Here is a 24,634-nt window from a genome sequence, read left to right as displayed (position 1 = left end):
CTCTGTTCGTGCGTGGGGGAGGCGGGTGTACGCAGCAGGTGCGTGCTCGGGGGGAGGGAGTTCGACGACAGGGCCTAGCGTTCGGCCAATGCCTCCCGGTCCAGGCCCAGCTCCCGGGCGAGCGCGTCGTCGACCCACTCCTGGGCGCGCGTCCGTGGCACCGCTCCCGGGTACGACGTCAGCTGCACGGCGAGCCCGTCCAGCAGCGCCGTCAGTCGCAGCGCGGCGCCGGCCGGGTCGGCGCAGGAGAACTCCCCCGCCGCCACGCCCTCGGCGATGACCTCGGTGATCGCCGCCTTCCACTGCCTGTCCAGGTCGCGGGTGACCTCGCGCAGAGCCGGTTCGCGCAGGGCCACCGCCCAGCCCTCGATCCACAGCCGCCAGCCCTTGGCCTGCCCGGTCGGCGCGTACCAGCGCACCGCGGCCCGCAACCGGCGCAGCGCGGAGGTGCGCCGGCCCAGCAGCTTGCGCAGATGCGCGAGATCGTCCTCGGCCGCGTAGGTGAACGCGGCGGCGACCAGCTTCTCCTTCGTCGAGAAGTGGTACAGCACCAGCGCGTTGCTCACCCCGAGCGCCGCCGCCACGTCGGCGATCCTGACCGCCGCCACGCCCCGCGCCTCGATCTGCCCGATGGCGGCCCGCAGCAGCTCTTCCCGCCGCTCGGCCACGCTCAACCGCACTCTCGCCACGCGGTCACCCTAATCCGTTGTCAGGGGCACCGCCGAAGGGGCCCGATTCAAGGCCCGCCGGAGCCCGTCACCGGTACCACCCGAAGCGGTCCGCGATCAGTGGCAGCCGGTCGGTGACCAGGGCATGGGCGGCCGCGCGCGGCGTCGTACCGTCGGCGTCCGCGCGCGCGAGCATCAGGTCGATCAGGGCGCGCATCCGGCGCCGGATGTACGCGAGGGCCGCGTCGGCGTCGGCGCCGATGTCGCCGAACAGGGTCCACCACCACCAGGCGTTCGTACCGGAGTTGACCACCACGTCCGGCAGCACGGTGACCCCGCGCGCGGCCAGCAGCTCCTCCGCCTCCGGCAGTACGGGCATGTTGGCGGCCTCCACGATCCAGCGGGCGCGGATCCGGCCCTGGTCGGCGGTGTCGATCGCGTACGACACGGCCGCCGGCACGAGCACCTCGGCATCGGCGGACAGCCAGGCGTCGCCGGGCAGTTCGCGGTCGCCCCCGCGCAGCACCCGGCGGTCGACGGTGCCGTAACCGTCCCGTGCGGCCAGCAGGGCCTCGACGTCCAGACCCGCGGGATTGGCGATCGTGCCCTTGATGTCGGCAACGGCCACGACCCGCAGTCCCGCGCGCGCGAGGAACCGCGCGGTGGCCCCGCCCATCGTGCCGAACCCCTGCACCGCCACGCGCGTGCCCCGGTACGGCACGGCCGCCCGGTCCAGCGCCGCAAGCACCGACTCGGCGACCCCGCAGCCGCCGGCCAGCTCGCCCAGGCCGATGCCGTCCACCTCGACCGCGAAGGCGTCCGCGAGCCGTCTTCGGGCCGCCGCCTCGTCGTCCAGCAGCGGGTACACCGCCTGGACGGAGGAGACCAGCCCCGCCTCGGCCGCCGCGCGGTCGACCAGGTCCTGGGTGAGGCCGAGGTCCTCGCCGGTGGCCCAGAAACCCTCGATGTACGGCCGCATGGCGCGCAGATAGCGCACCAGCAGCCCGTACGCCCCTGGGTCCTGGGGATCGCAGTCGATGCCGCCCTTGGCCCCGCCGAGGGGGACGTAGCGGGCCTCGGGGTCGTAGTGCAGGGCCTCCTTCATCGTCATGCCGCGGGCGAGCCCCGCCACCTCCTCGAGCGTGCAGCCGGGGCGCATCCGCAGCCCGCCGCTGGCCACGCCGCGCACCAGCCGGTCCACCACCAAGAACCCCTGGCGGCCGGTGGCATGGTCGGTCCAGACGAGCGACATCAGGGGAGCGGGGGCGGTCATGGGGTCTCCTCGGGGACGGTGATCAGGGTGGGGCCGGGCCGGCCGAGGGGCTGGGTCACGGCGCCCGCCGGCGCGGCCGGATCGTACGCGCGCGTGGCCGTATCTCCTCCCGGGTGGAGGAACGGGCGAGGCCGACGGCGCTGCTCGGGGCGGGGCGGGACAGGCCGGTGGGGAGGCCGGACACGAGGTGGGACATGGTGCCGCCGGGGCGGCCGCGGACGGTGGTCGGACCGAAGGGCGCCGGGCGGAGTCCGCCCGAACGCTCTACTGAATCGCTGGTCAGTATCCGGAGCCGGCCGGTGCCCTGTCAACGTGCTGAACGGAGGTTCAGTAGCGTTCGCCGGGAGTGCGGTGGTGCCCCCGGCGGGTCCGGGCTGTCGGAGGGGCCGACCATAATGGGGAGCCTCACCCACTCCACCGGGAGGTACCGTGACCGGACCGCGTTCCTCGAGCTCCGGCCTCCGCGCGCTGCGGCCCGCGGCCTTCGGCGCGGAACCGGGCGGTGAGCGCCTGGCACGCATCCGTCGCTCCCCCCACTTCAAGGACGGCGTCTTCCAGAACCCGGGAGGGGCGGCGCGCACCCGGCCGTCCGGCTCCACGCTGGACCTCGCGAAGGTGTTCCTGGACAAGGAGACCCGGCCCCTGCGCGCACCGAAGGGCACCGTCCCGGTGCACCCCACCACCTTCGCCGACCTGGCCAAGCCGCCCGCCACGGGACTGCGGCTGACCTGGATGGGCCACTCCAGCGTCCTCGCGGAGATCGACGGCCACCGGGTCCTGTTCGACCCCGTCTGGGGCGAGCGCTGTTCCCCGTTCCCCTTCGCCGGTCCCAAGCGGCTGCACCCCGTGCCGCTGCCGCTGGCCGCGCTGGGCGAGGTCGACGTGGTCGTCATCTCGCACGACCACTACGACCACCTGGACCTGCCCACCGTCAAGGCGCTGGCCGGCACGGACACCCTGTTCGCCGTGCCGCTCGGCGTCGGCGCCCACCTCGAGCACTGGGGCGTCTCCCCGGACCGGCTGCGCGAGCTGGACTGGCACGAGTCGACCCGGGTCGGCGGTCTCACCCTCACGGCGACACCCGCCCGCCACTTCTGCGGCCGCGCCCTGCGCAACACCCAGCACACCCTCTGGGCGTCCTGGGCCGTCGCCGGCGAGGAGCACCGGATCTACCACAGCGGTGACACCGGGTATTTCGACGGCTTCGCGGACATCGGAGCGGACCACGGCCCGTTCGACGCCACCATGATCCAGATCGGCGCGTACAGCGAGTTCTGGCCGGACATCCACATGACCCCCGAGGAGGGCCTGCGTGCCCACCTCGACCTGCAGGGCGGCGCACCGCACGGCGCGCTGCTGCCGATCCACTGGGGCACCTTCAACCTCGCCCCGCACCCCTGGGCCGAGCCCGGCGAGTGGACGAAGGAGGTGGCCGAGGAGGCCGGGCAGGCGGTCGCCCTGCCCCGCCCGGGCGAGCCCTTCGAACCGGAGGGCAAGCTCCCGGCGGAGGCGTGGTGGCGCGGCGTGGCGGGGGAGGTGCGGCGCACCTGGCGCTCGGTGGGCGCGTTCGTGGCGGAGCCGCCGAAGAGGGCCTGAGTCCGCGCGGCAGTCAGGGCCAAGGCTTCGCGCTCCGTCACATCAAGTGACGAGTGGCGGAGTCGAGCGGGACGGTTTCCCGGTGGCGGGCGCGGACTGCCGGTCGCGCAAAAGGCACCGGATGGGCGGTGGGCCGACGGACGCGGTCCACCGCCCCCGCTTTTTCCCTGACCGGTTTTGACCAGGTCGGTTCGTTCTTTTTCGTCAAGTCGCAGGGTCCGTGACCGGGTTATCGGTCTGTCGTACGAGGCTTCATACCAGAGCGGGACGCTCCTCGGGTGACTTTGTCAACTGCCCACCGCACATGATGCTCAGGCAACTACTGTGAGTGTCCGTCGCGTCGCGAGGCCGGGTCCGCCGGTCCCGCGGGCCGACACCGCGATGACGCATGCCCGCCTCACGCGCAGCGTGAGGAACGGGCCCGACGGACCAGTACGAGGACGCAGATGTCTGACCTGCGAGCACCGGCCAACCGTGCCGACCGCCGAGAGGGCGGCCGGCACGGGAGACCGGTCGCCCGGCCCGCTCCTGGACTGCCCGAAACGCACATACGGCCCCAGCTCATGCGGCTCGCCGTGCTGCCGCCGCTCGCGGTGGCACTGAGCGCCTCGGCCGCGGTCATCTTCAGCATCCGCTCCACCGGCGCCCGCACCGGCCCCACGCTCTGGGCCGTACTCGCCGGAGCGGTCGCGGTGACGGTCGCCGGCATCCTCATCGCCGCGGTGGCCGCCGACCGGGCCGCCCGCTCGGTCTCCGACCGCGTCGACGCGCTGCGCCGCATCGCCGCGCGCGGCGAGGCCGACCTGCACGCCCTGGTCGACGCGCTGCGCCAGGGGGAGGCCCCGCCGCAGCGCGCACCGCGCCGCCGGCCACCCGAGGACGCCGACGACTTCGAACAGCTCGCCGCCGACCTGGCCCGCGCGCACGACGGCGCCGTCACCGCCGTCGTGCGCGCCGCCCAGCTCTCCAGCCAGACGGGCAGCGAGCAGAAGCTGGAGGTCTTCGTCAACCTCGCGCGCCGGCTCCAGTCCCTCGTGCACCGGGAGATCTCGATCCTCGACGAGCTGGAGAACGAGATCGAGGATCCCGAGCTGCTCAAGGGCCTGTTCCACGTGGACCACCTGGCCACCCGCATCCGGCGGCACGCGGAGAACCTCGCCGTGCTCGGCGGCGCCGTCTCCCGGCGCCAGTGGAGCAACCCGGTCAGCATGACCGAGGTGCTGCGCTCGGCCATCGCGGAGGTCGAGCAGTACTCCCGGGTGAAGCTGGTGCCGCCGATCGACGGCGAGCTGCGCGGCCACGCCGTCGCCGACGTCATCCATCTGCTCGCCGAACTCATCGAGAACGCCTCGGTGTTCTCCGCCCCGCACACCCAGGTGCTGCTCCGCGCGGGCCTTGTCACCTCCGGGCTCGCCGTGGAGGTCGAGGACCGTGGGCTCGGCATGCCCGTCGGCGAACAGAACCGCATGAACGCCCTGCTCGCCGACCCCGACCAGGTCAACGTTGCCAGCCTGCTGGCCGACGGCCGTATCGGCCTCTACGTCGTCTCCCAGCTCGCCCGGCGGCACGGCATCCACGTGCGGCTGCAGACCAACATCTACGGCGGTGTGCAGGCCGTACTCGTCGTCCCCCAGGCCTTGTTGGGTACGGCACCCGGGCCGGCCGGCGCGGTCGCCGGGGCGGGCGCGCACCGGCCCCAGGATCCAGCGGACACCGGTGCGTCGCCGCAGGTGCGGCCGCAGGGGCAGGCGCCGTCGCCCGCCCAGCCGCTGAGGGGCCGGACCGGGGGCGGCGACCACACCGGGATGGGGCCGGCCGGCCATCCGGCAGCCGCCCGGGGGAGCGGGCCAACCGCCTCGGGGAGCGGGACCGCGTCCGCCTCCGGCGGCGGGACCGCCTACGCGGCCCGGACCGGGTCGGAGGCCGACACCCGGCCCGGGGCCGAAGCCAGGCCCGCGCCGGGCACCACGGCCCCGCACGGATCCGGGATCGGGGCCGCAAGCGCCTATGGCGGCGAGGCCGGTTCCCGTTCCGGGCCGGTTCCGGTGACCGGGCGTCGGCGGCACGCCCAGCGCGGCGGCGGGCCGCGCGACGCCGAGAGCGGGGGCGTGCCGGCCGGTGCGGAGAACGGGAGCGGGTGGCCAGGCGCGGAGCACGGTGACGGCGGGCGCAGCGAAGGCGGCCTCGCCCCGTTGCCCGTGCGCGGCGCCCGGCAGGACCGGCCCAACCCCGCCGAGGCCCTGCCCGGCATCAGCGCCGGGGACCGGGCGGTGGTCGAGGCACACGCGGGCACCCTGCCCACGCCGCGCGCCGGCACCGTGCGCGGCACCATGAGCAAGCCCCAACTGCCCCGTCGCCGCGCCCAGCAGCACATCGTCCCGCAGTTGCGCGGCGGCCCCGCGCCCCGCCAGGACGGCGACACCGTCGCGGGCCACGATCCTGGGCTGATGGCCGCCTTCCAGCGCGGTATCGGACTCGCCGAGGCGCAGCAGCGCATGGAGAGCCAGGAGCCCGCCCGCCCGGATCCCGGCTACCTGGACTCCGGGCACATGGGCCAAGCCCCCACAGGACCCGCCCACATGGAGGCCACGCACATGGACGGGGCCCACATGGAGTCCGCACACAGGGACACAGCGCCTGCCGACCCCATGATGAGCCATCACCTCCGGCCCGCTCTGCCGGCGTTCACCGACCCGCCGCGTGCACAGACCGACCACATGGGCTCTGACCACACGGGCTCCGACCACATGGACCCCACCCCCATATCCCCGGGGCGCACCCACGCGCCCGCATCCGACGGTGCGCATACCACCGGCCGGCCCGACGGGAGCGCTCCGGCCGGCTGACGCCCGCACCTTGTCCACCCACCCCCCACCTGCGACCACGTACCCCCAACTCCCCGCGCTCCCGCAGACCTTCGTACCCCAAGGAGTCGATCCACCATGGCGAGCGATGCGCCGACCGCCCACGCGTCCGACCTCGACTGGCTGCTGAGCGGCCTCGTACAGCGCGTACCGCACACCTCCAGCGCGGTGCTCCTGTCCTGTGACGGGCTGGTCAAATCCGTGCACGGGCTCGACATCGACAGCGCCGACCACATGGCGGCCCTGGCCTCCGGCCTGTACTCGCTCGGCCGCAGCGCGGGCGTCCGGTTCGGCGACGGCGGAGATGTCCGCCAGGTCGTCGTCGAGCTCGACTCGACCCTGCTGTTCGTCACCACCGCCGGCTCCGGTACCTGCCTCGCCGTGCTCGCGGGCCGCGAGGCCGACGCCGCCGTGCTCGGCTACGAGATGGCGATGCTCGTCAAGAGCGTCCGCCCCTACCTGGTGACCGCGCCCCGGCAGCACGCCGTCGAACCCACGGCGACGAGGCCTTGAGCGTGGCCGCAGCCGGCGACGGGCCCTGGCTGGACGACGCGGCCGGACGGCTGGTACGCCCGTTCACGGTCAGCAACGGACGCACCGAGCCCAGCATCGCCCTGGACCTGATGTCGCAGGTGATGGCCACAGGCGTCACCCCACTCGGCTACCTCGGCCCCGAGCACGCCCAGGCGCTCGACCTGTGCCGGGCCCCCGTGTCGGTCGCCGAGGTCGCCGCGCACCTGAAACTGCCCGCGGTGGTCACCAAGGTGCTGCTCTCGGACCTCGTCGACTGCGGGGTCCTGACCACCAAACCCCCCGCCTTCCACCACACACCCACTGACCGGTCTCTGCTGGAGGCAGTGCTCGATGGACTACGACGACAGCTCTGACCCGTTCCCGACCGCGCTGAAGATTTTGGTGGCGGGCGGGTTCGGGGTGGGCAAGACGACCTTCGTGGGCGCGGTCAGCGAGATCGCGCCGCTCAGCACGGAGGAGCTGCTCACCACGGTCAGCGTCGGCACGGACAGTCTCGACGGCGTCGAGAACAAGATGGAGACGACGGTCGCCATGGACTTCGGCCGGATCACCCTCGATCCGGACCATGTGCTGTACCTGTTCGGCACGCCGGGGCAGGAGCGGTTCTGGTTCATGTGGGACGAGCTGTCCGAGGGCGCGCTCGGCGCGGTGATCCTCGCCGACACCCGCCGGCTGCAGGACTGCTTCGCGGCCGTGGATTTCTTCGAGGAACGCGGACTCGGCTTCATCATCGCCGTCAACGAGTTCGACGGCTCCTACCGCTACGACCCCGAGGAGGTGCGTGCCGCCATCGACCTAGACCCCGAGGTCCCCGTCGTCCGCTGCGACGCCCGGATCTCCAGCTCCGGCGTGCAGACCCTGCTCACCCTCGTACGCCACCTCCTCGCCCACGCCCCGGCGCCCGCGCCGAGCCATGGCGCCCACATGTGATCCCGCCCTACCGCCCACGGAGTTCCCATATGAGGTACGCCCACAGTGCCGAAGCCCGGCGGCCAGCAGCACGGCCAGGAGTACGGCCGGGAGCCCGGCCATGACCTACGAGCCGCCCCGGCCGGTCCGCGGTCTGCTGCTCACCCCCGAGGACAAGGAGGCACCCGCCCGGGTCCACCGACTGCGCCTGCTCGGCCTGGTGGGCCGTCCCGACCCGGCGCTTGACGCCTTCGCGGACCATCTCGCCCGGGTCACCGGCGCGCCGTACGCCATGGTCAACTTCATCGGCGAGGACCACCAGTTCTTCGCGGGCCTGTGCGCCCCCGTCGTCCCGCCGTTCCTGAGGGAGGACGGCAGCCGGCCGGAGTTCGGCCGGGTCCTGCCGCGCGAGCACGGGTTCTGCCCCCATGTGGTGGTCCGCCGCAAGGCGCTGGTGCTCGAGGACGTCCGCGACTATCCGCGGTTCGCCGGCAACCCCGTCGTGGACGAGTACGGCATCCACTCCTATCTCGGCGCCCCGCTCATCGACAGCTCCGGCATGGCGCTCGGCACCGTGTGCGCGGCCGACACCGAGCCGCGGGCCTGGGGCCGATCGGGCCTGGAGACCATCAAGGCGCTGGCCGCCGATCTCGTCGTACGCCTCGAACGGAGCGCCGAGGACGGACTGCCCCTGTGACGGGCCGGGCACGCGCTCGCCGGGCGGCACCTGGGGCGTGAAGGAAAGCTGAGGCGGCGGTTAAGAAAAGCTCGATGGACCCCGGCCTCCGCGTACGGCAGATTGCAGGGTGATTCCACCCCTCTGACCCGGTGCGGGCTTCTTACGGCTGCCCGCCGGCCGGGACCTCACCACAGGAGCCGCACGCGTGAAGGCGCTGGTCAAGGAGAAGGCTGAGCCGGGGCTCTGGCTGACGGACGTCCCGGAGCCCGAGATCGGCCCGGGTGACGTACTGATCAAGGTCATGCGGACCGGTATCTGCGGCACCGACCTGCACATCCGGGCCTGGGACGGCTGGGCGCAGCAGGCGATCCGCACCCCGCTCGTGCTCGGGCACGAGTTCGTCGGGCAGGTCGTCGAGACCGGCCGGGACGTGACCGACATCCGCATCGGCGACCGGGTCAGCGGCGAGGGCCACCTGGTGTGCGGCAAGTGCCGTAACTGCCTGGCCGGCCGCCGCCATCTGTGCCGTGCCACGGTCGGCCTCGGCGTCGGCCGGGACGGCGCCTTCGCCGAGTACGTCGCGCTGCCCGCGTCCAACGTCTGGGTGCACCGGATCCCCGTCGACCTCGACGTGGCCGCGATCTTCGACCCGTTCGGCAACGCCGTGCACACCGCGCTGTCGTTCCCGCTGGTCGGCGAGGACGTGCTGATCACCGGCGCCGGGCCGATCGGTCTGATGGCCGCCGCCGTGGCCCGGCACGCGGGCGCCCGCAACGTCGTCGTCACCGACGTCAGCGAGGAGCGTCTGGAGCTGGCCCGCAAGATCGGCGTGAGCCTCGCCCTGAACGTCGCCGAGACCACGATCGCCGACGGCCAGCGGGAACTGGGGCTGCGCGAGGGCTTCGACATCGGCCTGGAGATGTCCGGCCGCCCCGAGGCCGTGCGGGACATGATCGCCAACATGACGCACGGCGGCCGTATCGCCATGCTCGGCCTGCCGGCGCAGGAGTTCCCGGTCGACTGGGCCCGGATCGTCACCTCGATGATCACCATCAAGGGCATCTACGGCCGCGAGATGTACGAGACGTGGTACGCGATGTCGGTGCTGCTGGAGGGCGGCCTGGACCTCGCCCCCGTGATCACCGGCCGCTACGGCTACCGCGACTTCGAGGCGGCCTTCGCCGACGCCGCGAGCGGCAAGGGCGGCAAGGTCATTCTGGACTGGACTGTTTGATTTCTGGCTCGGTTCGCCTCCGGGGCGCTTTCAGCCGGTGTCGAGAGCCCGACCGTGCTCAACCCTTCGGGCCTGCACGCGCTCGGGCTCTCGACACCGGCGCGCCCCTTCGGCTCACTCGCCCCCTGCACTTGATGGAGCACCTCATGTTCAACACCGTCCGCGACGACCTGCGCGCCACCCTCGACGAGATCCGCGCCGCCGGCCTGCACAAGCCCGAGCGGGTCATCGGCACCCCGCAGTCGGCGACCGTCAACGTCACCGCCGGCGGCCGCCCCGGCGAGGTCCTCAACTTCTGCGCCAACAACTACCTCGGCCTCGCCGACCACCCCGAGGTGATCGCCGCCGCCCACGAGGCCCTGGACCGCTGGGGCTACGGCATGGCCTCCGTGCGCTTCATCTGCGGCACCCAGGAGGTCCACAAGGAGCTGGAGGCCCGGCTCTCGGCGTTCCTCGGCCAGGAGGACACGATCCTGTACTCCTCCTGCTTCGACGCCAACGGCGGTGTCTTCGAGACCCTGCTCGGCGAGGAGGACGCGGTGATCTCCGACGCCCTCAACCACGCCTCCATCATCGACGGCATCCGCCTGTCCAAGGCCCGCCGCTACCGCTACGCCAACCGCGACCTGGCCGACCTGGAGGCGAAGCTGAAGGAGGCGTCCGACGCGCGGCGCCGGCTGATCGTCACCGACGGCGTCTTCTCGATGGACGGCTATGTGGCGCCCCTGCGCGAGATCTGCGACCTCGCCGACCGCTATGACGCGATGGTCATGGTCGACGACTCGCACGCCGTCGGCTTCGTCGGCCCCGGCGGCCGCGGCACCCCCGAGCTGCACGGCGTCATGGACCGCGTCGACATCATCACCGGCACCCTCGGCAAGGCCCTCGGCGGTGCCTCCGGCGGCTATGTCGCCGCCCGCGCCGAGATCGTCGCCCTGCTGCGCCAGCGCTCGCGCCCGTACCTGTTCTCCAACACCCTGGCCCCGGTGATCGCCGCCGCCTCCCTGAAGGTCCTCGACCTGCTGGAGTCCGCCGACGACCTGCGCGTCCGGCTGCGCGAGAACACCGCGCTGTTCCGGCGCCGCATGACCGAGGAGGGCTTCGACATCCTCCCCGGCGACCACGCCATCGCCCCCGTCATGATCGGCGACGCGGCGAAGGCGGGCCGCATGGCCGAACTGCTGCTGGAGCGGGGCGTGTACGTGATCGGCTTCTCCTACCCGGTCGTCCCGCAGGGCCAGGCCCGCATCCGCGTCCAGCTGTCCGCCGCGCACTCCACGGACGACGTCAACCGCGCGGTCGACGCCTTCGTGGCCGCGCGCGCCGAACTGGTGGCCTGACCAGCGCGGATCCCCTGGGATAATTGACCGCATGATCGAGGCACGGCGGCTCCACATCCTCCGTGCGGTGGCCGACCACCGCACGGTCACCGCGGCGGCCGCCGCCCTCTATCTGACCCCCTCGGCCGTCTCGCAGCAGCTCACGGCCCTGGAGCAGGAGACCGGCCACCGCCTGGTCGAGCGCAGCGCCAAGGGCGTACGGCTCACCCCGGCCGGCGAGATCCTGCTCAGCCACACCAACGCGGTCCTCGCCCAGCTGGAGCGGGCCGAGGCCGAGCTGGCGGCCTACGGCTCGGGCGAGGCGGGCACGGTCACCGTGGCCGCCTTCGCCACCGGCATCGCCCAGGTCGTGGCCCCGGCCGTGGCCCGGCTCGCGGACACCGCGCCCGGCATCCGCATCCGCGTCCAGGACGCCGAGGGCGACGCGAGCCTGCCCATGGTGCTGGACCGGCAGGTCGACGCGGCGGTGGCCGTGGAGTACCGGGGCGCCCCGCCCGCCGACGACCCCCGGCTCACCCATGTCCCGCTCTACGCCGAGCCGTTCGACGCGGTCGTACCCGTCGGCCACCGCCTGGCGGACGCCCCGGAGGTCTCCCTCGCCGAGCTGGCCAAGGATCCCTGGATCGGCCCCTACCCCGGCAATCCCTGCCACGACGTGGTCGTCCTCGCCTGTGAGAGCGCCGGCTTCCAGCCCCGCCTGGAACACTCCTCCGACGACTTCCGCGCGGTCGTCGCCCTCGCCTCGGCCGGCGCGGGCGTGGCCCTCGTACCGCGCTCCGCGCTGAACGGCATGGACCTCACCGGCGTCGTCGTACACCCCGTCGACGGCGTGGCCCCCACGCGCCGTGTCTTCGCCGCCGTACGGCGCGGCGCCGAGGGGCACCCGCTGATCCGCCCGGTGCTGGACGCCCTCCGGGAGGCGGCCCGGGCGTAGGGAACCGCCGGCGTGGGACCTGCGGTCCGCGCGCCGGACGAGGTGGTGTGCGTTTCATATCCGGGATAGCATCCCTGATATGAGAAAGGGTGAGGTTGGCTCGGTCCCCGAGCCCGTCGACGCCCGGCTCGGCGCCCGCCTCGCCGAGCTGCGGGCCCAGCACGGCTGGTCCCTGGGGGAGCTGGCCGAGCGCAGCGGGGTGAGCCGGTCCACCCTGTCGCGCGCCGAACGCGCGGAGATCAGCCCCACCGCCTCCGTACTGAACCGGCTCTGCCATGTCTACGGCCGCACCATGTCCCAGCTGCTCAGCGAGGTCGAGGCGGCACCCGCACCGCTGGTCCGGGCCGCCGACCAGCGGATCTGGCAGGACCGCGGCTCCGGATTCGTCCGGCGGTCCGTGTCCCCGCCGCACGCGGGGCTGCGCGGCGAACTGGTCGAGGGCCGGCTCGCACCCGGGGCCGACATCGCCTACGACCGCCCGCCCGTGACCGGCCTGGAACAGCACCTGTGGGTGCTCGACGGCGCCCTGGAGGTGACCGACGGGGAGCAGCTCCACCACCTGGACCCCGGGGACTGCCTGCGGATGCGTGTCTTCGGCCCGACCCGGTTCCGCTGTGCCGGCCCCGTCGAGGCACGGTATGTGCTGGCGGTGGTGCGGCCGTGAGGGTGGAGCGCTGGAACGCCGCACAAATACGGCGCCGGGCGGGGGAGTTGGCGGACCTGCTGGCCGACACCGTGGCCGGTGGCGCCTCGGTCGGCTTCCTCGCGGCGCTCACGCACGAGGAGGCCGCCGCCTGGTGGCGGGAGCGGGCCGAGGCGACGGCGGCGGGCCGGCTCGCCGTCTGGGCGGCACTCGACGGCACCGGCCGGCCGGCCGGAACGGTGAGCCTGGCCTACCCCGACAAGCCGAACAGCCGCCACCGCGCGGAGCTGGTGAAGCTGATGGTGCACCGCTCCGCGCGCGGGCGGGGACTGGGCCGCCGCCTCCTGAGCACCGCCGAGGAAGCCGCCGCTGCCGACGGCATCACCCTGCTCCACCTCGACACCGAGACCGGCAGCCCCGCCGAGCACCTCTACCGCTCGGCCGGCTGGACCCCGGTCGGCGTCATCCCCGACTACGCGGAGAGTCCCGGCGGCGAGCTGCGCCCGACGACCCTGTACTACAAGCGGCTGGAGCCGCCGGCCGGGTGACTGTCAGTGGCAGGGGCTACCGTGCGTTGCATGCCGGATGCCGAAGACGTACGCCGTATCGCCCTGTCCCTGCCGGACACCACGGAGAAGATCGCCTGGAGCATGCCCACGTTCCGGGTGGCCGGGAAGATGTTCGCGACCCTGCCCGAGGACGAGACGTCCATCGCCGTGCGCTGCCCCAAGGACGAGCGCGACGAACTGGTGCTGGCCGAGCCGGGGAAGTTCTGGATCGCCGACCACGAGGCACAGTTCGCGTGGGTCAGAGCGAGACTCTCCGCGCTGGAGGACGAGGACGAGCTGCGGGACATCCTCGCCGACTCCTGGCGGCAGGCCGCACCGCCCCGACTCCTGGACGCCCACCCCGAGTTGGGCCTGCCGCCCGGAGAGTGAAAAGGCCCGGTGCGCGCGAGCCGGGCGTGGCATGATCCCGCGCGGCGCAGTCGGGCGCGGCACCGCTGGGGGCGACGGGGAGGGAGCATCCGCGATGACGGGAACGGACGCACGGCGCGACACCACCAGCCGGGGGACGGGCCGGGCCGTGGCCGGCCGGCGGGCCGTATGGTCGCGGGACTTCGCCCTGTTCTTCGTGGCCCGGGCCGTCGCCCGCCTCGGCGACACCATGCTGCCCGTGGCCCTGGCCGCCGGCCTGCTCCAGCACGGATACGGCGCGGGCGCGGTCGGCCTCGCGATGGCCTCGACGGCGGCTGCGTTCGCCGGGCTCGTCGTCTTCGGCGGGGTCATCGCCGACCGGTTCAGCACCCGCAGGCTGATGATCGGCGCCGACCTCGTCCGGCTCGTCACCCAGTCCCTCGCGGCGGGCCTGTTCTTCGCCGGGCATGTGGTGCTGTGGCAGATCTGCGCGATCGGTCTGGTGGGCGGCGCGGCGGGTGCGGTCTTCCAGCCGGGCGTGGCCAGTACGGTGCCCCGGCTGGCCGCCGACGTCCAGGGCGCCAACGGCGCGATCCGCATCGCCGAGTCCGCCGCCCAGCTCGCCGGTCCGGCCGTCGCCGGTGTTCTGGTCGGCCTCGCCTCGCCCGGCGCGGTGTTCGCCGCGCACGCCGCCACCTACGCGACGAGCGCCCTGTGCCTGCTGCTGCTCCGGCTGCCCCCACTGCCCGAGGGCACCCGCGCGGCCACCGGGCGAGGGATGCGTGCCTTCCGGGCCGATCTGGTCCAGGGCTGGCGGGAGTTCAGATCCCGGACCTGGCTGTGGGCCGTGATCGCCGTGTGGTGCCTGTACATGATCGCGGTCTGGGGTCCGACCGTCCCGCTCGTCGCCACCGAGGTCGTCCAGCGGCACGGCCCGCGCGCCTACGGCCTGGTCAACTCCGCCCTGGGCGCGGGCACGGTGGTCGGTGGCCTGCTCGCGCTCCGGCTGCGGCCGCGCCGTATGCTCCGCGCCGGCGCGCTGTCCCTGTTCGCCTTCTTCGGCTTCCCCGCGGCCGTCGGCGCCGGGCTCGGCGTGCCGGCGATGGCGACGGGAGCGGCCGTGGCCGGCGCCGGGATGTCGTTCTGGGGCGTGATGTGGGCGACCAGCGTGCAGACCCAGGTCCCGCCGGACGTCCTCAACCGCATCCACGCCTACGACGTCGCCGGCTCCCTCGCCATGATGCCGGTGGGCCAGGCCCTCGCGGGTCCGGCGGCCGGTGCGCTCGGTGCCGGCCACGTCCTGCTGGTCTCCGCGGTGACCAGCCTGGCGGTGGCCCTGGCGCTGCTCGCGGTACCGGCGATACGGGACCTGGTCCGGGCGGACGCGCAGGCGCCCGCGCACTGAGCGCACAGCCTGTGCGGCTGTCCTGCGCTGCAGGATCGCGCGCAGTTGCGGTGCGCATGAAGGTGCGGGTGACTGCGACCCCCTGGGGGCGCGGGGAACCGCGCGACCGGCCCCCATGGATCCGCAGCCGCGTCCGGCGCTCAACCGGCCCGGTGCGTGGGCGTCGTGAACGCGGCGATCCGCTCGCGCAAGGACTCCGGGTCCAGCCCGTGCGCGGCCACGTGCTCCTCGATCGTCCCGTAACGGCGCAGCTCGCGGCGGCCGACCCCGAGGCCGAGGATCCGGTGCGGCACGTCCGAGAGGGCCTCGCTCACCGCGGTCGTCGACGTGCCCGCGAGATACGGCTCGACGAGCACGACATCGGTGCCCGCCGCCTCCGTCGCCCGGCGCAGACCGACCGCGTCGAAGGGCCGTACGGTCGTCGCGTACAGGACGGTCACGTCCAGGCCCTCCGTGGCGGCCAGGACCGGGTCCAGCACCGGGCCCACGGCGAGCACCACACCCCGGCGGCCCTCGCGGACCGTGAGGACGTGCTCGCCGTCGATCAGCCGTCCCTGCCGGTTGGACTGCACGGACAGCCGTACGTACACCTTGTCGTCGCCGGCGGAGACCGCGTGGTGCAGCAGTGTCTCGGCCTCGTCCGGGTGTCCGGGCACGTGCACGGTCCAGCCGTCCAGCGTGTCGAGGAGCGCCACATCGCCCGGGGCCATGTGGGTGTAGCCGCCGGCCGGCCAGTCGAAGGAGGCGGCCGCGCTCACCAGCACCGCCCCGGTGTTCTGGTGTCCGAGATCGAGCTTGACCTGCTCGAACGGCCGCTCCACGAGGAAGCTGGCGAAGGTGTGCACCACCGGTCGCAGCCCGGTCAGCGCCAGCCCCGCCGCCGCCCCGACCAGCAGCTGCTCGCGGATGCCGACGTTGACGACCCGGTCGGGATGCCGGGCCATGGCCTCGCGGAAGCCGTCCTTGCCGATCTCGGCGAGGACCACCGCGACGCGCGGATCCTCGTCCAGCAGCCGGGAGACGACGGGGGCGAAACGGTCACGCATGGTGTCCATCGGGGTGTGCCTTTCCAGGAGGCGGGAGTCAGGGAGACGGGATTCAGGCGTTCTTCGGCTCGACGCGTGCCACGACCACGTGCGGCCGCCCGGGATGCGGCGCGGTGAACGCGGCGTACAGCGCCTCGTGGTCGCGCCCGTCGACGGTCACCGCCGACCAGCCCGCCGCCTCGAACCGGGCGGCGATCCCGCCGGGCCGGGCGTGACTGGCGGAGGAGTTGTCGACCACGATGGTGTGCAGCCGCTCCAGGCCGGCGGGCCCGGCGAAGGCGATCGCCTCGTGGTTGCTGCCCTCGTCCAGCTCGGCGTCGCCGATCAGCACCCAGACCGCCGGATCGTGCAGCCCCTGCGCCCGCAGCCCCAGCGCGCTGCCCACCGCGATCGGCAGCCCGTGCCCGAGCGAGCCGCTGCCGATCTCCGCGCCCGGCACCAGCACCCGGTCCGGGTGGTGCCCGAGCGGGGAGTCGTACGATCCGAACCCGGGCAGCCAGTCCACGGGCACGAACCCCTTCGCGGCCAGGACGGCGTAGTACGCCATGGGCCCGTGCCCCTTGCTCAGCAGGAACCGGTCCCGCGCCGGATCGTCGCGCCGCTCCGGCGTCACCCGGAGCACCCGGTCGTAGAGCACCCACAGCACGTCGAGGGTGGAGGTGGCCGCCGGTCCGTGCTTCTCGTCGCCGGTCATCAGGCTCATCAGCCCGGGCAGGTCCTCATAGCCGTAGGTGCGGCTTTCGTCCGCTGTGATCGTCATGCCGACGATCGTGCAACCTCAACCAAACTTGAGGTCAACCGGAAAACCGGTGCGCGATCACCGAGCCGAGTGCGGTATTGTTTCCCTGCGCGTTTCGACCGGGGAAACCCCAGGTCAAACGGCACCGGGACGTGGCGCAGCTTGGTAGCGCACTTGACTGGGGGTCAAGGGGTCGCAGGTTCAAATCCTGTCGTCCCGACCAGCTTTTCAGCCGGTCGGAGGCCGTCTGCTCAGCGATGAGGAGACGGCCTTTGTGGTGTCCGCGGGTCTCCGGCCTCCCTCCCATGCCCCTCTTGCCTCGTCTCCGCCTTCTCGTCCTCCTTCCCCGTGTCGGGGAGGGCCGGACGGTGGTCGCCGGCCGCGATCCTGGCCGCCATCCCGGCGAGCTGCGTGCAGGCCCGTGCGATCTCCCGCTGGGTCCGGTTCCGCTCGCTGACGACCGCCGAGAGCAGCAGCGCGGTCAGTGCGGCGGAACCGTTGAAGGCCTGCAGGGTGATCATCTTGGTCAGCAGGTCGTGACCGGCGAACGGACCCGTCCGCTCGGCACCGGCGATGATCGCGAAGGTCGACACGGCCAGCGCGCAGGGCGCGGCCCCGGCCAGCTGGAAGCGGAAGGCCGCCCAGGTCAGCAGCGGGAAGCCGAGGAACAGCAGGGGCGCGTGACCGGCCACGAGGAATCCGACGCCGGCCGTCGCGGCCGCGAGCAGCAGTGCCTCCACGCACCGGGACGGCCGCGCGCTCTTCGGCCGGTACGCCGAGCGCAGGGCGAGCAGGACCGGCGTGACCACCAGGACGCCCATCGCGTCGCCGGTCCACCACACCGACCACGTCGGCCAGAAGTCGCCGGGGCGCAGCGCCCCGGCGAGGGCCAGGGTCCCGGTGCCCGTCGTCGCGCTGACCAGCATCCCCGTGAACCCACCGAGAAAGATCAGTGCGAGGGCGTCCCGCAGCCGGTCCAGTTCCGTGCGGAATCCCGTTCGGCCCAGCAGCAGGTAGGAGCAGACCGGAGCGAGGGTGTTCCCCGCCGCGATGGCGAGCACGGCCGGCAGCGACGGCCCCAGCGAGATGTTGACCAGGAACGCGCCGAGCGCGATGCCCGGCCAGACCCGTGGCCCGCGCAGGAGCAGGCTCGCCACCGCGATACCGCTCGGCGGCCACAGCGGGGTGACCTGGCCGCGCACCAGCTGCTGGAGCAGTCCCAGCCTGGCCGAGCCGTAGTACAGCGCGGCGATGACACAGATCTCCAGGGCGGCCGGACCACTGCGCCGGAGCCCTTGACGCCGCGCGACAGCCATCGGGCGACCTCCGCTTCGACATCGCCCCGAACACGAGACGCGAATCCGGGACGCGAGCCCGGCGTCCGGACCCGACATCCGAACCCAGCACCCGAATCCAACGTCCGAACCACCCCATCATCCGCCGGATCAGCTGGTTCCTCCACGGCAGGCCGGCCGGCCCGGCCCCGGTCACGACCGCGGTGACCCGGGAGGTCAGCCCGGTGGGGTGCGCACGGCGAGGATGGCCATGTCGTCGTGACCGTCGCTGGGGTGCTGATCGGCGAGCGCCTGGACGAACTCCGGCAGCGGGAGGGCGGCATGGGCCGCCGCGAGACCGGCGAGTTCACGCAGGCTCTCGTCCACCGGGTGGCCCGGGTGCTCGATCAGTCCGTCGGTGAAGAAGACGACGGTGGCCTCCGGGGGCAGGACGCGGGAGTGGTCCGGGCGGGGCTGCCCGGTGTCGACACCGAGCGGCAGCCCGGGCTCGCCGAGCAGATAGGCCACGTGGTGCTCACGGGTGATCAGCAGCGGCGGGACGTGACCCGCGGTGCTCCAGCGCAGTCGCCAGGCCGGTTCCTCCGGTTCGATGCGGGCCAGGGTGGTGGTCGTGACGCGAGGGCTCGTGAGTGTCTCCAGGGCGCGGTCGAGCCGGGCGAGGACCGCGCCGGGCGGACTGTTCTGGTCGAACACGAGAGCGCGCAGCATGTTCCGGGTGGCGGCCATGGCGGCCGCGGCCTGCAGGTCGTGCCCGGCCACGTCCCCGATGACGACCGCCACGGCGCCGTCGGGCAGCGGGATGGCGTCGTACCAGTCCCCGCCGAGCTGACTGGGCTCGGCGGCGGGCCGGTAGATGGCGGCGGCGGTGAACGGCCGCAGGTCGGGCAGTGTGGGCAGCAGAAGCCGCTGGAACTGCTCGGCCCCGACGCGAATCCGTTCGAACAGGCGGACGTTCTCGATCGCGATGCCGGCGGCGCCGGCCAGGGCGACGACGATGTTCTCGTCGTGGGCGTCGAAGGGCTGCCCGTCGCTCCGCTCGGAGAGGTAGAGGTCGCCGTAGATCTCGCCGCGCACGGTGATGGCGACGCCGAGCAGGGTGTGCAGGCGCGGGTGGCCGGGCGGGAATCCGGCGGAGGAGGGGTGAGCCGGGATGTCGTCGATCCGCAGCGGGTCGGGGTAGCGGATCAGGTGGCCGAGGACGCCCAGACCGCGCGGCAGCCCGGCCTCGGCCAGAGCCTCGCGTTCCCGCTCGGTCAGACCGGCCGCGATGAACTGCTCCAGGCGTTCTCCGGATTCGTCGAGCACGCCCAGGGCTCCGTAGCGGGCGCCGACCAGCTCCATGGCGGTCGTCACGATACGGTGCAGCACCGCGGGCAGCTCCACTTCGCGGCTGATGGCCAGCACCGCGTCCAGCAGGCCCTGGAGCCGGTCCATGGAGGACAGCAGGGCGCGCAGCTGCTCGTCGATCCGGCTCAGCTCGGACCGCAGACGCTCGTGCAGGTCGGGGAGGTGCGGATGCCTCAGCGGTCTGCCCTGCCTCGCTCCCGCCATCACCCGCGCCCAGTGGTCTGACGGCCGGTCCCGGTCGTCGCCGGGGCTGCCGGCCGGTCACAGCCGATCGGCCAGGACAGCCCTTGGCTCGAGCGCTGCATCGCGGCCTCCTTCCACGACCCCGATCACCCTCGGGGCGGACGGCCATCGCTGCGTCGTCTTTGATTGTGGACCATCTCACCCGATGTGTCGCACAGCAGGCATATGTGACCGAAGCTCCCGCCTCGATGTGGGCGGCGGCCCCTTCCTCGGACAGCCACTCCGAGAGGCTCAGCACGCTCGTGCCGGCCACGCCGATGTGGAGGTGGGCGGCGAGCGCACCGGGGTAGGCGCGGTCCCCGCCCTCCGTCTGCTCCTCGCCCGCGAGCAGTCCGTCCAGCCACTCGCGGGCGGGCGTGTCGTTCCCGGTCTCGGAGAAGGCCACCGGGAACGACGGGGCCACGGGCGCGGGTTCCGCCACGGCGCCGCCCCGCACCACCAGCTGCAGGTGGAAGAGCACGGCCACGGCTTCCGGGACGCCGTCGGTCCCCCCTGCCCGGTGTGCCGCGGAACGCTGCCGCCGTCCCTGCTGCAGGCGCTGAGCAGATCAGCTCCGCAGGCCGGCCGCTCGACCGCCGGTGCGCCGCCACGCCGTCCGCCACGGCGCGTCGCCGCTCGGGGCCGTCCCTGGCGACCGTCGTGACGAGCACGACCGCGCTCCGCGGATCAAGTCTGCTTCCCCGCCCCGTCGCGCCCACGGGTGGCTTTCAGCAGGACTTCCATGGGCCTGTCAGACATGGGCCTGTCAGACAGAGGCCTGTCAGAAAGGTCGGCCGTGTGACAGGACACGGTGTCATCCGTGTGCGGACGTCGGCTCGGTGTCCCGTCGGGACACCGCCAGGAAAGCCACGAAGCCGACGATCGCCACCGTCCAGGCCAGCGTCACCGGACCCAGGCCCCAGCCCAGGCCGTCCGCCTTGCTCATGGCCATCCAGTCGGCGAGGGAGGCGCCGAGCGGGCGGGTGATGACGTACGCCGTCCAGAACGCGGTCACCGCGCCCAGCAGGCCGGCGCGGTGGGCGACGGCCGGGACGCAGATCGCCACGGCGAACAGGACGGCCGAGCCCAGGTAGCCGAGGCCGATCGTCGCGGTGAGGTCGCCCGCGGCGGTGCCCAGGGCGAAGGTGGCGAGGACGGCCGCCCAGTAGAAGAGCTCGCGGCGCCGGGTGCGGATGGAGTGGATGGACAGGGTGCGCTCGGACTTGTGCCAGAGGGCGAAGACGGCGGCCAGGGCGATCATGAACAGCGGGGTGGACAGGGTGTACGGGACGCCGACGACCACGTGGAGCGCGTCCGCGGCCATCGTGCCGAACACGCTGACCATGACGATCGCCGTCCAGTAGATCCAGGCCACGTACCGGCGGACGGCGAACTGGAGCACCAGCGATGCCACGAACGCGAGACCGCCGAGGCCGACCGCCGGGATGTTGCCCAGTGTGTGGGCCAGGAAGTCGGACGCGGTCTCACCCATGCCGGTGGTGAGGACCTTGATGATCCAGAAGTAGACGGTGACCTCCGGCACCTTGTTCGCGCTCTCACGTATGCGCGCGCGTGCGCGATCGCGGGGCCGGTCATCCAGGACGTGCTCTGTGCTCATGGCCCGCACCTTCGCACGCCCAACTGATCTTCCCCCAGCCCTCTTTGCCATTGTTTTGGGGCTTCTGGTGCAGCTGTTGCCACGGACCGCCACGAACCTGAACGCAACCTGAACGCAACGGGGAAACCCCTGGTCGGCGGCCTGACCGGCCTGATAGACAGGCGGGTCAGGCGGCCGTCGGCGTCAGAGGGCCAGACCCACGTGCGCGAGCGCCTGCTTCAGCAGCACTCCGTGCCCGCCCGGCATCTCGCTCTGCACCGCCGGGGAGACGGCCTCCTGCGGGCTGAACCAGACCAGGTCCAGCGCGTCCTGCCGGGGGCGGCAGTCACCGGTGACCGGGACGATGTAGGCGAGGGACACCGCGTGCTGGCGCGGGTCGTGGTACGGCGTGATGCCCGCCGTCGGGAAGTACTCCGCCACCGTGAACGGCTGCAGGGACGGCGGGACGCGGGGGAGCGCGACCGGGCCGAGGTCCTTCTCCAGGTGGCGCAGCAACGCGTCGCGGACCCGCTCGTGGTGCAGCACGCGGCCGGAGACCAGGGTCCGGCTGACCGTCCCGTCCGGGCCGATCCGCAGCAGCAGTCCGATGCTGGTCACTTCGCCGCTGTCGTCCACGCGCACGGGCACGGCCTCGACGTACAGGATCGGCATCCGGGCCCTGGCCATTTCCAGCTCGTCCGTGGTCAGCCAGCCGGGCGTCGTCTCGGTCATGTCAGACATTGCTTGATCATACTTTCCGGGTGGGGGGCCCGCTGGGATCGCGGGCCGGGTCGGATACGGGCGGTCCGAAGAGTCCGCGAAATCCGTGGAATCCGTGGAGTTCCTGGAGTCCGTAGAGGCGCAGCGCGTTGTCGCGGCCGGTCCAGGCGGCGATCCGCAGGGCGTCGGGCAGGCTCAGCTCGTCGGCGTCGACACGGGCCTGGAGGAGACCGGCGAGACCCTGCCGGAAGCACAGGGCGCCGAGATGGTGGAATTCGGCCAGACCGTAGGCGTCGGAGCTGTACAGCAGTTTGCGGAAGGGGGTGACCTCCAGCGCCTCCTCCAGCACCGCCCGGCATCGGGCCGGGCCCGTGTGGTGCAGGGCGAGGCCCACGTCCAGGTACACCCGCTCGAAGACCGCGGCCAGATAGGCGGCCTGGCGGTGGTACGGCCAGCAGTGCAGCAGCAGTACCGGGACCGTGCCGGAGACCAGCCGCAGCCAGTCGGTCAGCAGGGCCGGGTCGGCGTGGTGCAGCCGCAGGTCGGCGTCGCCGAAGCCGGTGTGCAGCTGCAGCGGCAGGCCGAGGTCGACGGCGGTCCACAGCAGGTGCCGCACCAGAACCGGGTCGGTGAGCCGGGCCCCGTCCCCATCCGGTCTCGCCGTGAGCCAGCGCCGGGCGGCCTCCGTCACCTCGGCGTCCGCCGGGCGCGCCGGGTCCACGGCGAAGCCGGTGCGGTAGGCGGCCACCGACTTCACCGCCACCACGCCCGGCCGCCGTGCCGCCTCCTCGGCGGCGGCACGGAAGCGGGCCGCGTACTCGCCCGGCTCGACGCCCCCCGCGGCCACCGCCTCCGCCACCTGTTCCAGGCGTACGACCTCGAAGGCGGCGGCACCGGAGGCCGCCGCCAGCTCGGCGGGGGAGGTGAGCGGGTGCGGGGCGTAGCCGGTGTCCACCAGGAAGGCCCCGGCTCCCGCGGCCCGCAGGAAGCGGCGGTTGACCTCGCGCGGGCCCAGTTCCGCGCGGCGGGCCGCGTAGTCGGCCGGCGGTGCGTGCCGGGGCAGGTCCAGCAGGGGCGCGCAGTGCCGGCGTACGGCCACGCCGGCCGGGGTGTCGAAGGGGGAGACGCCGGGCCAGGCCTCGCCCTCGGTCAGCAGCGAGGCCAGCTCCTCGGGCGTGAGGCCGGCCGTCACCGCGCCGTGGCAGTGGTGGTCCACCAACTCCAGCCCCGCGAGGGCCTCGTGGACCGCTCCCGGCGTGGCCATGGTCAGTACACCCAGCGGTAGGCCGCCGCCACCCGCGCGTCGTCCAGGCCCTGGACGGCGGCCGCCTCGCCGAGCCGTACGGCGGTCACCGCGTCCGCGAGGACCGGGCCCAGCGCGGCCCGCAGCACCTCGTCCGCCCGGAACTCCCGGGCGGCCTGCGGCAGCGACTGCGGCAGCCGCCGCACCCCGAGGGCGGCCGCCTCGTCCGGGCCGTACCGGGCCGGATCGCCGGTGATCTCCTCCGGGAGGGCGAGGGAGGCGTCGATCCCGTCCAGACCGGCGGCGATGACACAGCCGAGGGCGAGATAGGGGTTGGCGGCCAGGTCGACCGGTTTGACCTCCAGGTTGGCCTCCTGCTCCCGGCGGCCCGCCGAGCCGGTGATCACCCGCAGCGCGGCCTCCCGGGTCTCCCGGCCCCAGGCGGTGAACACGCCCGCCCACTGGGAGGGTCTGAGCCGCAGATAGCTGGCGGGGCTCGGCGCCGTGACGGCCGTCAGCGCGGGCAGCCGGGCCAGGATCCCGGCCGCGAAGGACTCCGCCTCCGGCGTCATGCCGTGGCGGCGATCCCCGCCCGCGTGCAGATTCGTACCGCCACGCCAGCAGGACAGATGCAGATGGCCGCCGTTGCCGACCCCCTCGGCGGACACCGCGGGTGAGAACGACACCCTGAGGCCGTGCCGCTGCGCGACCGCCCGGATCGTCTGCCGGACCAGCACGCTGCGGTCGGCCGCAGCCACCGGGTCCAGCGCGCCCGCCGAGACCTCGAACTGCCCGGCCGCGTACTCGGGGTGGAGCTGGTCGACGGGCACGTCCTGCGCGGCGAGCGCGGCCAGCAGATCGGCGGTGTAGTCGCTCAGCTCGACCTGCCGGATCGCGCCGTACGCCGGGCCGGACACCGCCGGCACGAACTCCCCGGCCGGTGCCGAGCCGAGCCCGACCGCCCACTCCACCTCGATCGCCGCCTTGAAGGCCAGGCCGTGCCGCTCCTCGGCGCCGGCGACGATCCGGCGCAGAAAGGTTCGGGCACAGCCGGGGTGCCGGGTGCCCTCCTGGGTGATCCGGTCCACCGGCGCCCACGCCCAGCCGGGCTGCCCGGCCAGTTCCACCAGCCGGTCCAGGTCCGGATAGAGCCTGAGGTCACCGTCCGGGGAGCCGAGGACGTCGGTGGTGACGATCGAGTCGTCGGCGAGGAAGGTGTCGAACACCGGGGACATGCCGACACCCCAGGACACGGCCGCCTCCAGCCGGGCCGTCGGGATGGTCTTCACCCGGCAGACACCCGCGGTGTCCACATAGGCCAGCACGATCCCGCGCACGCCCCGCGCGGCGAGGTCGGCCGTGAGTCCCGCGACCCGGCGCAGATCCTCCGGGCGCCCGCCGGGCACGGGGTCGGCAAGGGTGGTCATAC

At 73.4% G+C, this 24,634-nt stretch carries 23 protein-coding genes and 1 tRNA gene; 14 read left to right on the top strand and 10 right to left on the bottom strand.

Going from position 1 to position 24,634, the window contains the following annotated elements:
• Nucleotides 1-74: 74 nt before the first annotated feature.
• Both FB563_RS37210 and FB563_RS37205 read right to left on the bottom strand, forming a co-directional pair.
• Nucleotides 75-689 carry a TetR/AcrR family transcriptional regulator gene (locus FB563_RS37210; protein WP_107100520.1) on the bottom strand — a complete coding sequence of 205 codons (615 nt, stop codon included), beginning with the start codon at nucleotides 687-689 and terminating at the stop codon, nucleotides 75-77.
• Nucleotides 690-756: 67 nt separating this feature from the next.
• Nucleotides 757-1,941, bottom strand: coding sequence for a Glu/Leu/Phe/Val dehydrogenase dimerization domain-containing protein (locus FB563_RS37205; protein ID WP_055704426.1), 1,185 nt, complete (start codon nucleotides 1,939-1,941; stop codon nucleotides 757-759).
• 429 nt (nucleotides 1,942-2,370) lie between these two features.
• On the opposite strand from FB563_RS37205, the gene FB563_RS37200 reads away from it, so the two are divergent.
• The 13 genes from FB563_RS37200 (at nucleotide 2,371) to FB563_RS37125 (ending at nucleotide 14,996) form a co-directional block, all read left to right on the top strand.
• Entirely contained in the window at nucleotides 2,371-3,537 is a 1,167-nt protein-coding gene (locus tag FB563_RS37200) for an MBL fold metallo-hydrolase (protein WP_055709931.1), read from the top strand.
• Nucleotides 3,538-3,983: 446 nt separating this feature from the next.
• Nucleotides 3,984-6,383, top strand: coding sequence for an ATP-binding protein (locus FB563_RS43345; RefSeq protein WP_244329069.1), 2,400 nt, complete (start codon nucleotides 3,984-3,986; stop codon nucleotides 6,381-6,383).
• 96 nt (nucleotides 6,384-6,479) lie between these two features.
• A complete protein-coding gene (locus FB563_RS37180) occupies nucleotides 6,480-6,914 on the top strand; it encodes a roadblock/LC7 domain-containing protein (RefSeq protein ID WP_142219196.1) in 435 nt (144 codons plus the stop codon).
• Between the two features lie 2 nt (nucleotides 6,915-6,916).
• Nucleotides 6,917-7,288 carry a DUF742 domain-containing protein gene (locus FB563_RS37175; protein ID WP_142219210.1) on the top strand — a complete coding sequence of 124 codons (372 nt, stop codon included), beginning with the start codon at nucleotides 6,917-6,919 and terminating at the stop codon, nucleotides 7,286-7,288.
• Nucleotides 7,266-7,865 (top strand): GTP-binding protein, encoded by a 600-nt coding sequence (locus FB563_RS37170; protein ID WP_142219195.1) that lies wholly within the window; start codon nucleotides 7,266-7,268, stop codon nucleotides 7,863-7,865. Before FB563_RS37175 ends, FB563_RS37170 begins: the two co-directional genes overlap by 23 nt.
• A gap of 100 nt (nucleotides 7,866-7,965) precedes the next feature.
• On the top strand, nucleotides 7,966-8,541 hold the full coding sequence (locus FB563_RS37165) for a GAF domain-containing protein (protein WP_055708803.1): 576 nt from the start codon (nucleotides 7,966-7,968) through the stop codon (nucleotides 8,539-8,541).
• A gap of 187 nt (nucleotides 8,542-8,728) precedes the next feature.
• The gene (gene tdh, locus FB563_RS37160) at nucleotides 8,729-9,757 is read left to right on the top strand and encodes an L-threonine 3-dehydrogenase (RefSeq protein WP_055708802.1); all 1,029 of its coding nucleotides are present in this window, start codon (nucleotides 8,729-8,731) and stop codon (nucleotides 9,755-9,757) included.
• A gap of 146 nt (nucleotides 9,758-9,903) precedes the next feature.
• Nucleotides 9,904-11,097 carry a glycine C-acetyltransferase gene (locus FB563_RS37150; RefSeq protein ID WP_055708801.1) on the top strand — a complete coding sequence of 398 codons (1,194 nt, stop codon included), beginning with the start codon at nucleotides 9,904-9,906 and terminating at the stop codon, nucleotides 11,095-11,097.
• Between the two features lie 31 nt (nucleotides 11,098-11,128).
• Nucleotides 11,129-12,031: a LysR family transcriptional regulator gene (locus FB563_RS37145; RefSeq protein ID WP_055708800.1), complete on the top strand. Its 903-nt coding sequence runs from the start codon at nucleotides 11,129-11,131 to the stop codon at nucleotides 12,029-12,031.
• Between the two features lie 79 nt (nucleotides 12,032-12,110).
• On the top strand, nucleotides 12,111-12,695 hold the full coding sequence (locus tag FB563_RS37140; RefSeq protein WP_055708799.1) for a helix-turn-helix domain-containing protein: 585 nt from the start codon (nucleotides 12,111-12,113) through the stop codon (nucleotides 12,693-12,695).
• On the top strand, nucleotides 12,692-13,222 hold the full coding sequence (locus tag FB563_RS37135) for a GNAT family N-acetyltransferase (RefSeq protein ID WP_199832951.1): 531 nt from the start codon (nucleotides 12,692-12,694) through the stop codon (nucleotides 13,220-13,222). Before FB563_RS37140 ends, FB563_RS37135 begins: the two co-directional genes overlap by 4 nt.
• A gap of 30 nt (nucleotides 13,223-13,252) precedes the next feature.
• Entirely contained in the window at nucleotides 13,253-13,612 is a 360-nt protein-coding gene (locus FB563_RS37130) for an MmcQ/YjbR family DNA-binding protein (RefSeq protein WP_055708797.1), read from the top strand.
• 94 nt (nucleotides 13,613-13,706) lie between these two features.
• The gene (locus FB563_RS37125) at nucleotides 13,707-14,996 is read left to right on the top strand and encodes an MFS transporter (protein WP_055708796.1); all 1,290 of its coding nucleotides are present in this window, start codon (nucleotides 13,707-13,709) and stop codon (nucleotides 14,994-14,996) included.
• A gap of 140 nt (nucleotides 14,997-15,136) precedes the next feature.
• On the opposite strand, the gene FB563_RS37120 is transcribed toward FB563_RS37125, so the two are convergent.
• Together FB563_RS37120 and FB563_RS37115 are read right to left on the bottom strand one after the other, a co-directional pair.
• Nucleotides 15,137-16,051, bottom strand: coding sequence for a transketolase family protein (locus FB563_RS37120; protein WP_055708795.1), 915 nt, complete (start codon nucleotides 16,049-16,051; stop codon nucleotides 15,137-15,139).
• A 43-nt stretch (nucleotides 16,052-16,094) separates the two neighbouring features.
• Nucleotides 16,095-16,802, bottom strand: coding sequence for a thiamine pyrophosphate-dependent enzyme (locus tag FB563_RS37115; RefSeq protein ID WP_055708794.1), 708 nt, complete (start codon nucleotides 16,800-16,802; stop codon nucleotides 16,095-16,097).
• A gap of 125 nt (nucleotides 16,803-16,927) precedes the next feature.
• On the opposite strand from FB563_RS37115, the gene FB563_RS37110 reads away from it, so the two are divergent.
• Nucleotides 16,928-17,004: transfer RNA gene (locus FB563_RS37110), tRNA-Pro, on the top strand.
• A gap of 28 nt (nucleotides 17,005-17,032) precedes the next feature.
• Here FB563_RS37110 and FB563_RS37105 read toward each other — a convergent pair.
• The 6 genes from FB563_RS37105 to FB563_RS37080 all read right to left on the bottom strand — a co-directional run bounded on the left by FB563_RS37105 (nucleotide 17,033) and on the right by FB563_RS37080 (nucleotide 24,632).
• Nucleotides 17,033-18,097, bottom strand: coding sequence for an MASE1 domain-containing protein (locus tag FB563_RS37105; protein ID WP_055708793.1), 1,065 nt, complete (start codon nucleotides 18,095-18,097; stop codon nucleotides 17,033-17,035).
• Nucleotides 18,098-18,292: 195 nt separating this feature from the next.
• Entirely contained in the window at nucleotides 18,293-19,627 is a 1,335-nt protein-coding gene (locus FB563_RS37100) for a PP2C family protein-serine/threonine phosphatase (RefSeq protein ID WP_055708792.1), read from the bottom strand.
• 832 nt (nucleotides 19,628-20,459) lie between these two features.
• Nucleotides 20,460-21,263 carry a COG4705 family protein gene (locus FB563_RS37095; RefSeq protein WP_055708791.1) on the bottom strand — a complete coding sequence of 268 codons (804 nt, stop codon included), beginning with the start codon at nucleotides 21,261-21,263 and terminating at the stop codon, nucleotides 20,460-20,462.
• A 183-nt stretch (nucleotides 21,264-21,446) separates the two neighbouring features.
• Nucleotides 21,447-21,983 carry an NUDIX hydrolase family protein gene (locus tag FB563_RS37090; protein ID WP_107100742.1) on the bottom strand — a complete coding sequence of 179 codons (537 nt, stop codon included), beginning with the start codon at nucleotides 21,981-21,983 and terminating at the stop codon, nucleotides 21,447-21,449.
• 7 nt (nucleotides 21,984-21,990) lie between these two features.
• Nucleotides 21,991-23,226 (bottom strand): amidohydrolase family protein, encoded by a 1,236-nt coding sequence (locus FB563_RS37085; RefSeq protein WP_055708789.1) that lies wholly within the window; start codon nucleotides 23,224-23,226, stop codon nucleotides 21,991-21,993.
• A gap of 2 nt (nucleotides 23,227-23,228) precedes the next feature.
• Nucleotides 23,229-24,632: a type I glutamate--ammonia ligase gene (locus FB563_RS37080; protein WP_055708788.1), complete on the bottom strand. Its 1,404-nt coding sequence runs from the start codon at nucleotides 24,630-24,632 to the stop codon at nucleotides 23,229-23,231.
• Between the last annotated feature and the right edge of the window lie 2 nt (nucleotides 24,633-24,634).

Source organism: Streptomyces puniciscabiei (genome assembly GCF_006715785.1).
Taxonomy (GTDB): Bacteria; Actinomycetota; Actinomycetes; order Streptomycetales; family Streptomycetaceae; genus Streptomyces; species Streptomyces puniciscabiei.
The sequence above is the reverse complement of the archived record's forward strand: the minus strand, read 5'-3'. Positions and strand labels throughout refer to the sequence as shown.

Coding starts and splice junctions, on each gene's coding strand:
- FB563_RS37205 (WP_055704426.1), bottom strand. CDS start 1,941: ATGACCGCCCCCGCTCCCCTGATGTCGCTCGTCTGGACCGACCATGCC.
- FB563_RS43345 (WP_244329069.1), top strand. CDS start 3,984: ATGTCTGACCTGCGAGCACCGGCCAACCGTGCCGACCGCCGAGAGGGC.
- FB563_RS37180 (WP_142219196.1), top strand. CDS start 6,480: ATGGCGAGCGATGCGCCGACCGCCCACGCGTCCGACCTCGACTGGCTG.
- FB563_RS37170 (WP_142219195.1), top strand. CDS start 7,266: ATGGACTACGACGACAGCTCTGACCCGTTCCCGACCGCGCTGAAGATT.
- FB563_RS37165 (WP_055708803.1), top strand. CDS start 7,966: ATGACCTACGAGCCGCCCCGGCCGGTCCGCGGTCTGCTGCTCACCCCC.
- FB563_RS37150 (WP_055708801.1), top strand. CDS start 9,904: ATGTTCAACACCGTCCGCGACGACCTGCGCGCCACCCTCGACGAGATC.
- FB563_RS37145 (WP_055708800.1), top strand. CDS start 11,129: ATGATCGAGGCACGGCGGCTCCACATCCTCCGTGCGGTGGCCGACCAC.
- FB563_RS37140 (WP_055708799.1), top strand. CDS start 12,111: ATGAGAAAGGGTGAGGTTGGCTCGGTCCCCGAGCCCGTCGACGCCCGG.
- FB563_RS37130 (WP_055708797.1), top strand. CDS start 13,253: ATGCCGGATGCCGAAGACGTACGCCGTATCGCCCTGTCCCTGCCGGAC.
- FB563_RS37125 (WP_055708796.1), top strand. CDS start 13,707: ATGACGGGAACGGACGCACGGCGCGACACCACCAGCCGGGGGACGGGC.
- FB563_RS37120 (WP_055708795.1), bottom strand. CDS start 16,051: ATGGACACCATGCGTGACCGTTTCGCCCCCGTCGTCTCCCGGCTGCTG.
- FB563_RS37115 (WP_055708794.1), bottom strand. CDS start 16,802: ATGACGATCACAGCGGACGAAAGCCGCACCTACGGCTATGAGGACCTG.
- FB563_RS37105 (WP_055708793.1), bottom strand. CDS start 18,097: ATGGCTGTCGCGCGGCGTCAAGGGCTCCGGCGCAGTGGTCCGGCCGCC.
- FB563_RS37100 (WP_055708792.1), bottom strand. CDS start 19,627: ATGGCGGGAGCGAGGCAGGGCAGACCGCTGAGGCATCCGCACCTCCCC.
- FB563_RS37095 (WP_055708791.1), bottom strand. CDS start 21,263: ATGAGCACAGAGCACGTCCTGGATGACCGGCCCCGCGATCGCGCACGC.
- FB563_RS37090 (WP_107100742.1), bottom strand. CDS start 21,983: ATGTCTGACATGACCGAGACGACGCCCGGCTGGCTGACCACGGACGAG.
- FB563_RS37085 (WP_055708789.1), bottom strand. CDS start 23,226: ATGGCCACGCCGGGAGCGGTCCACGAGGCCCTCGCGGGGCTGGAGTTG.
- FB563_RS37080 (WP_055708788.1), bottom strand. CDS start 24,632: ATGACCACCCTTGCCGACCCCGTGCCCGGCGGGCGCCCGGAGGATCTG.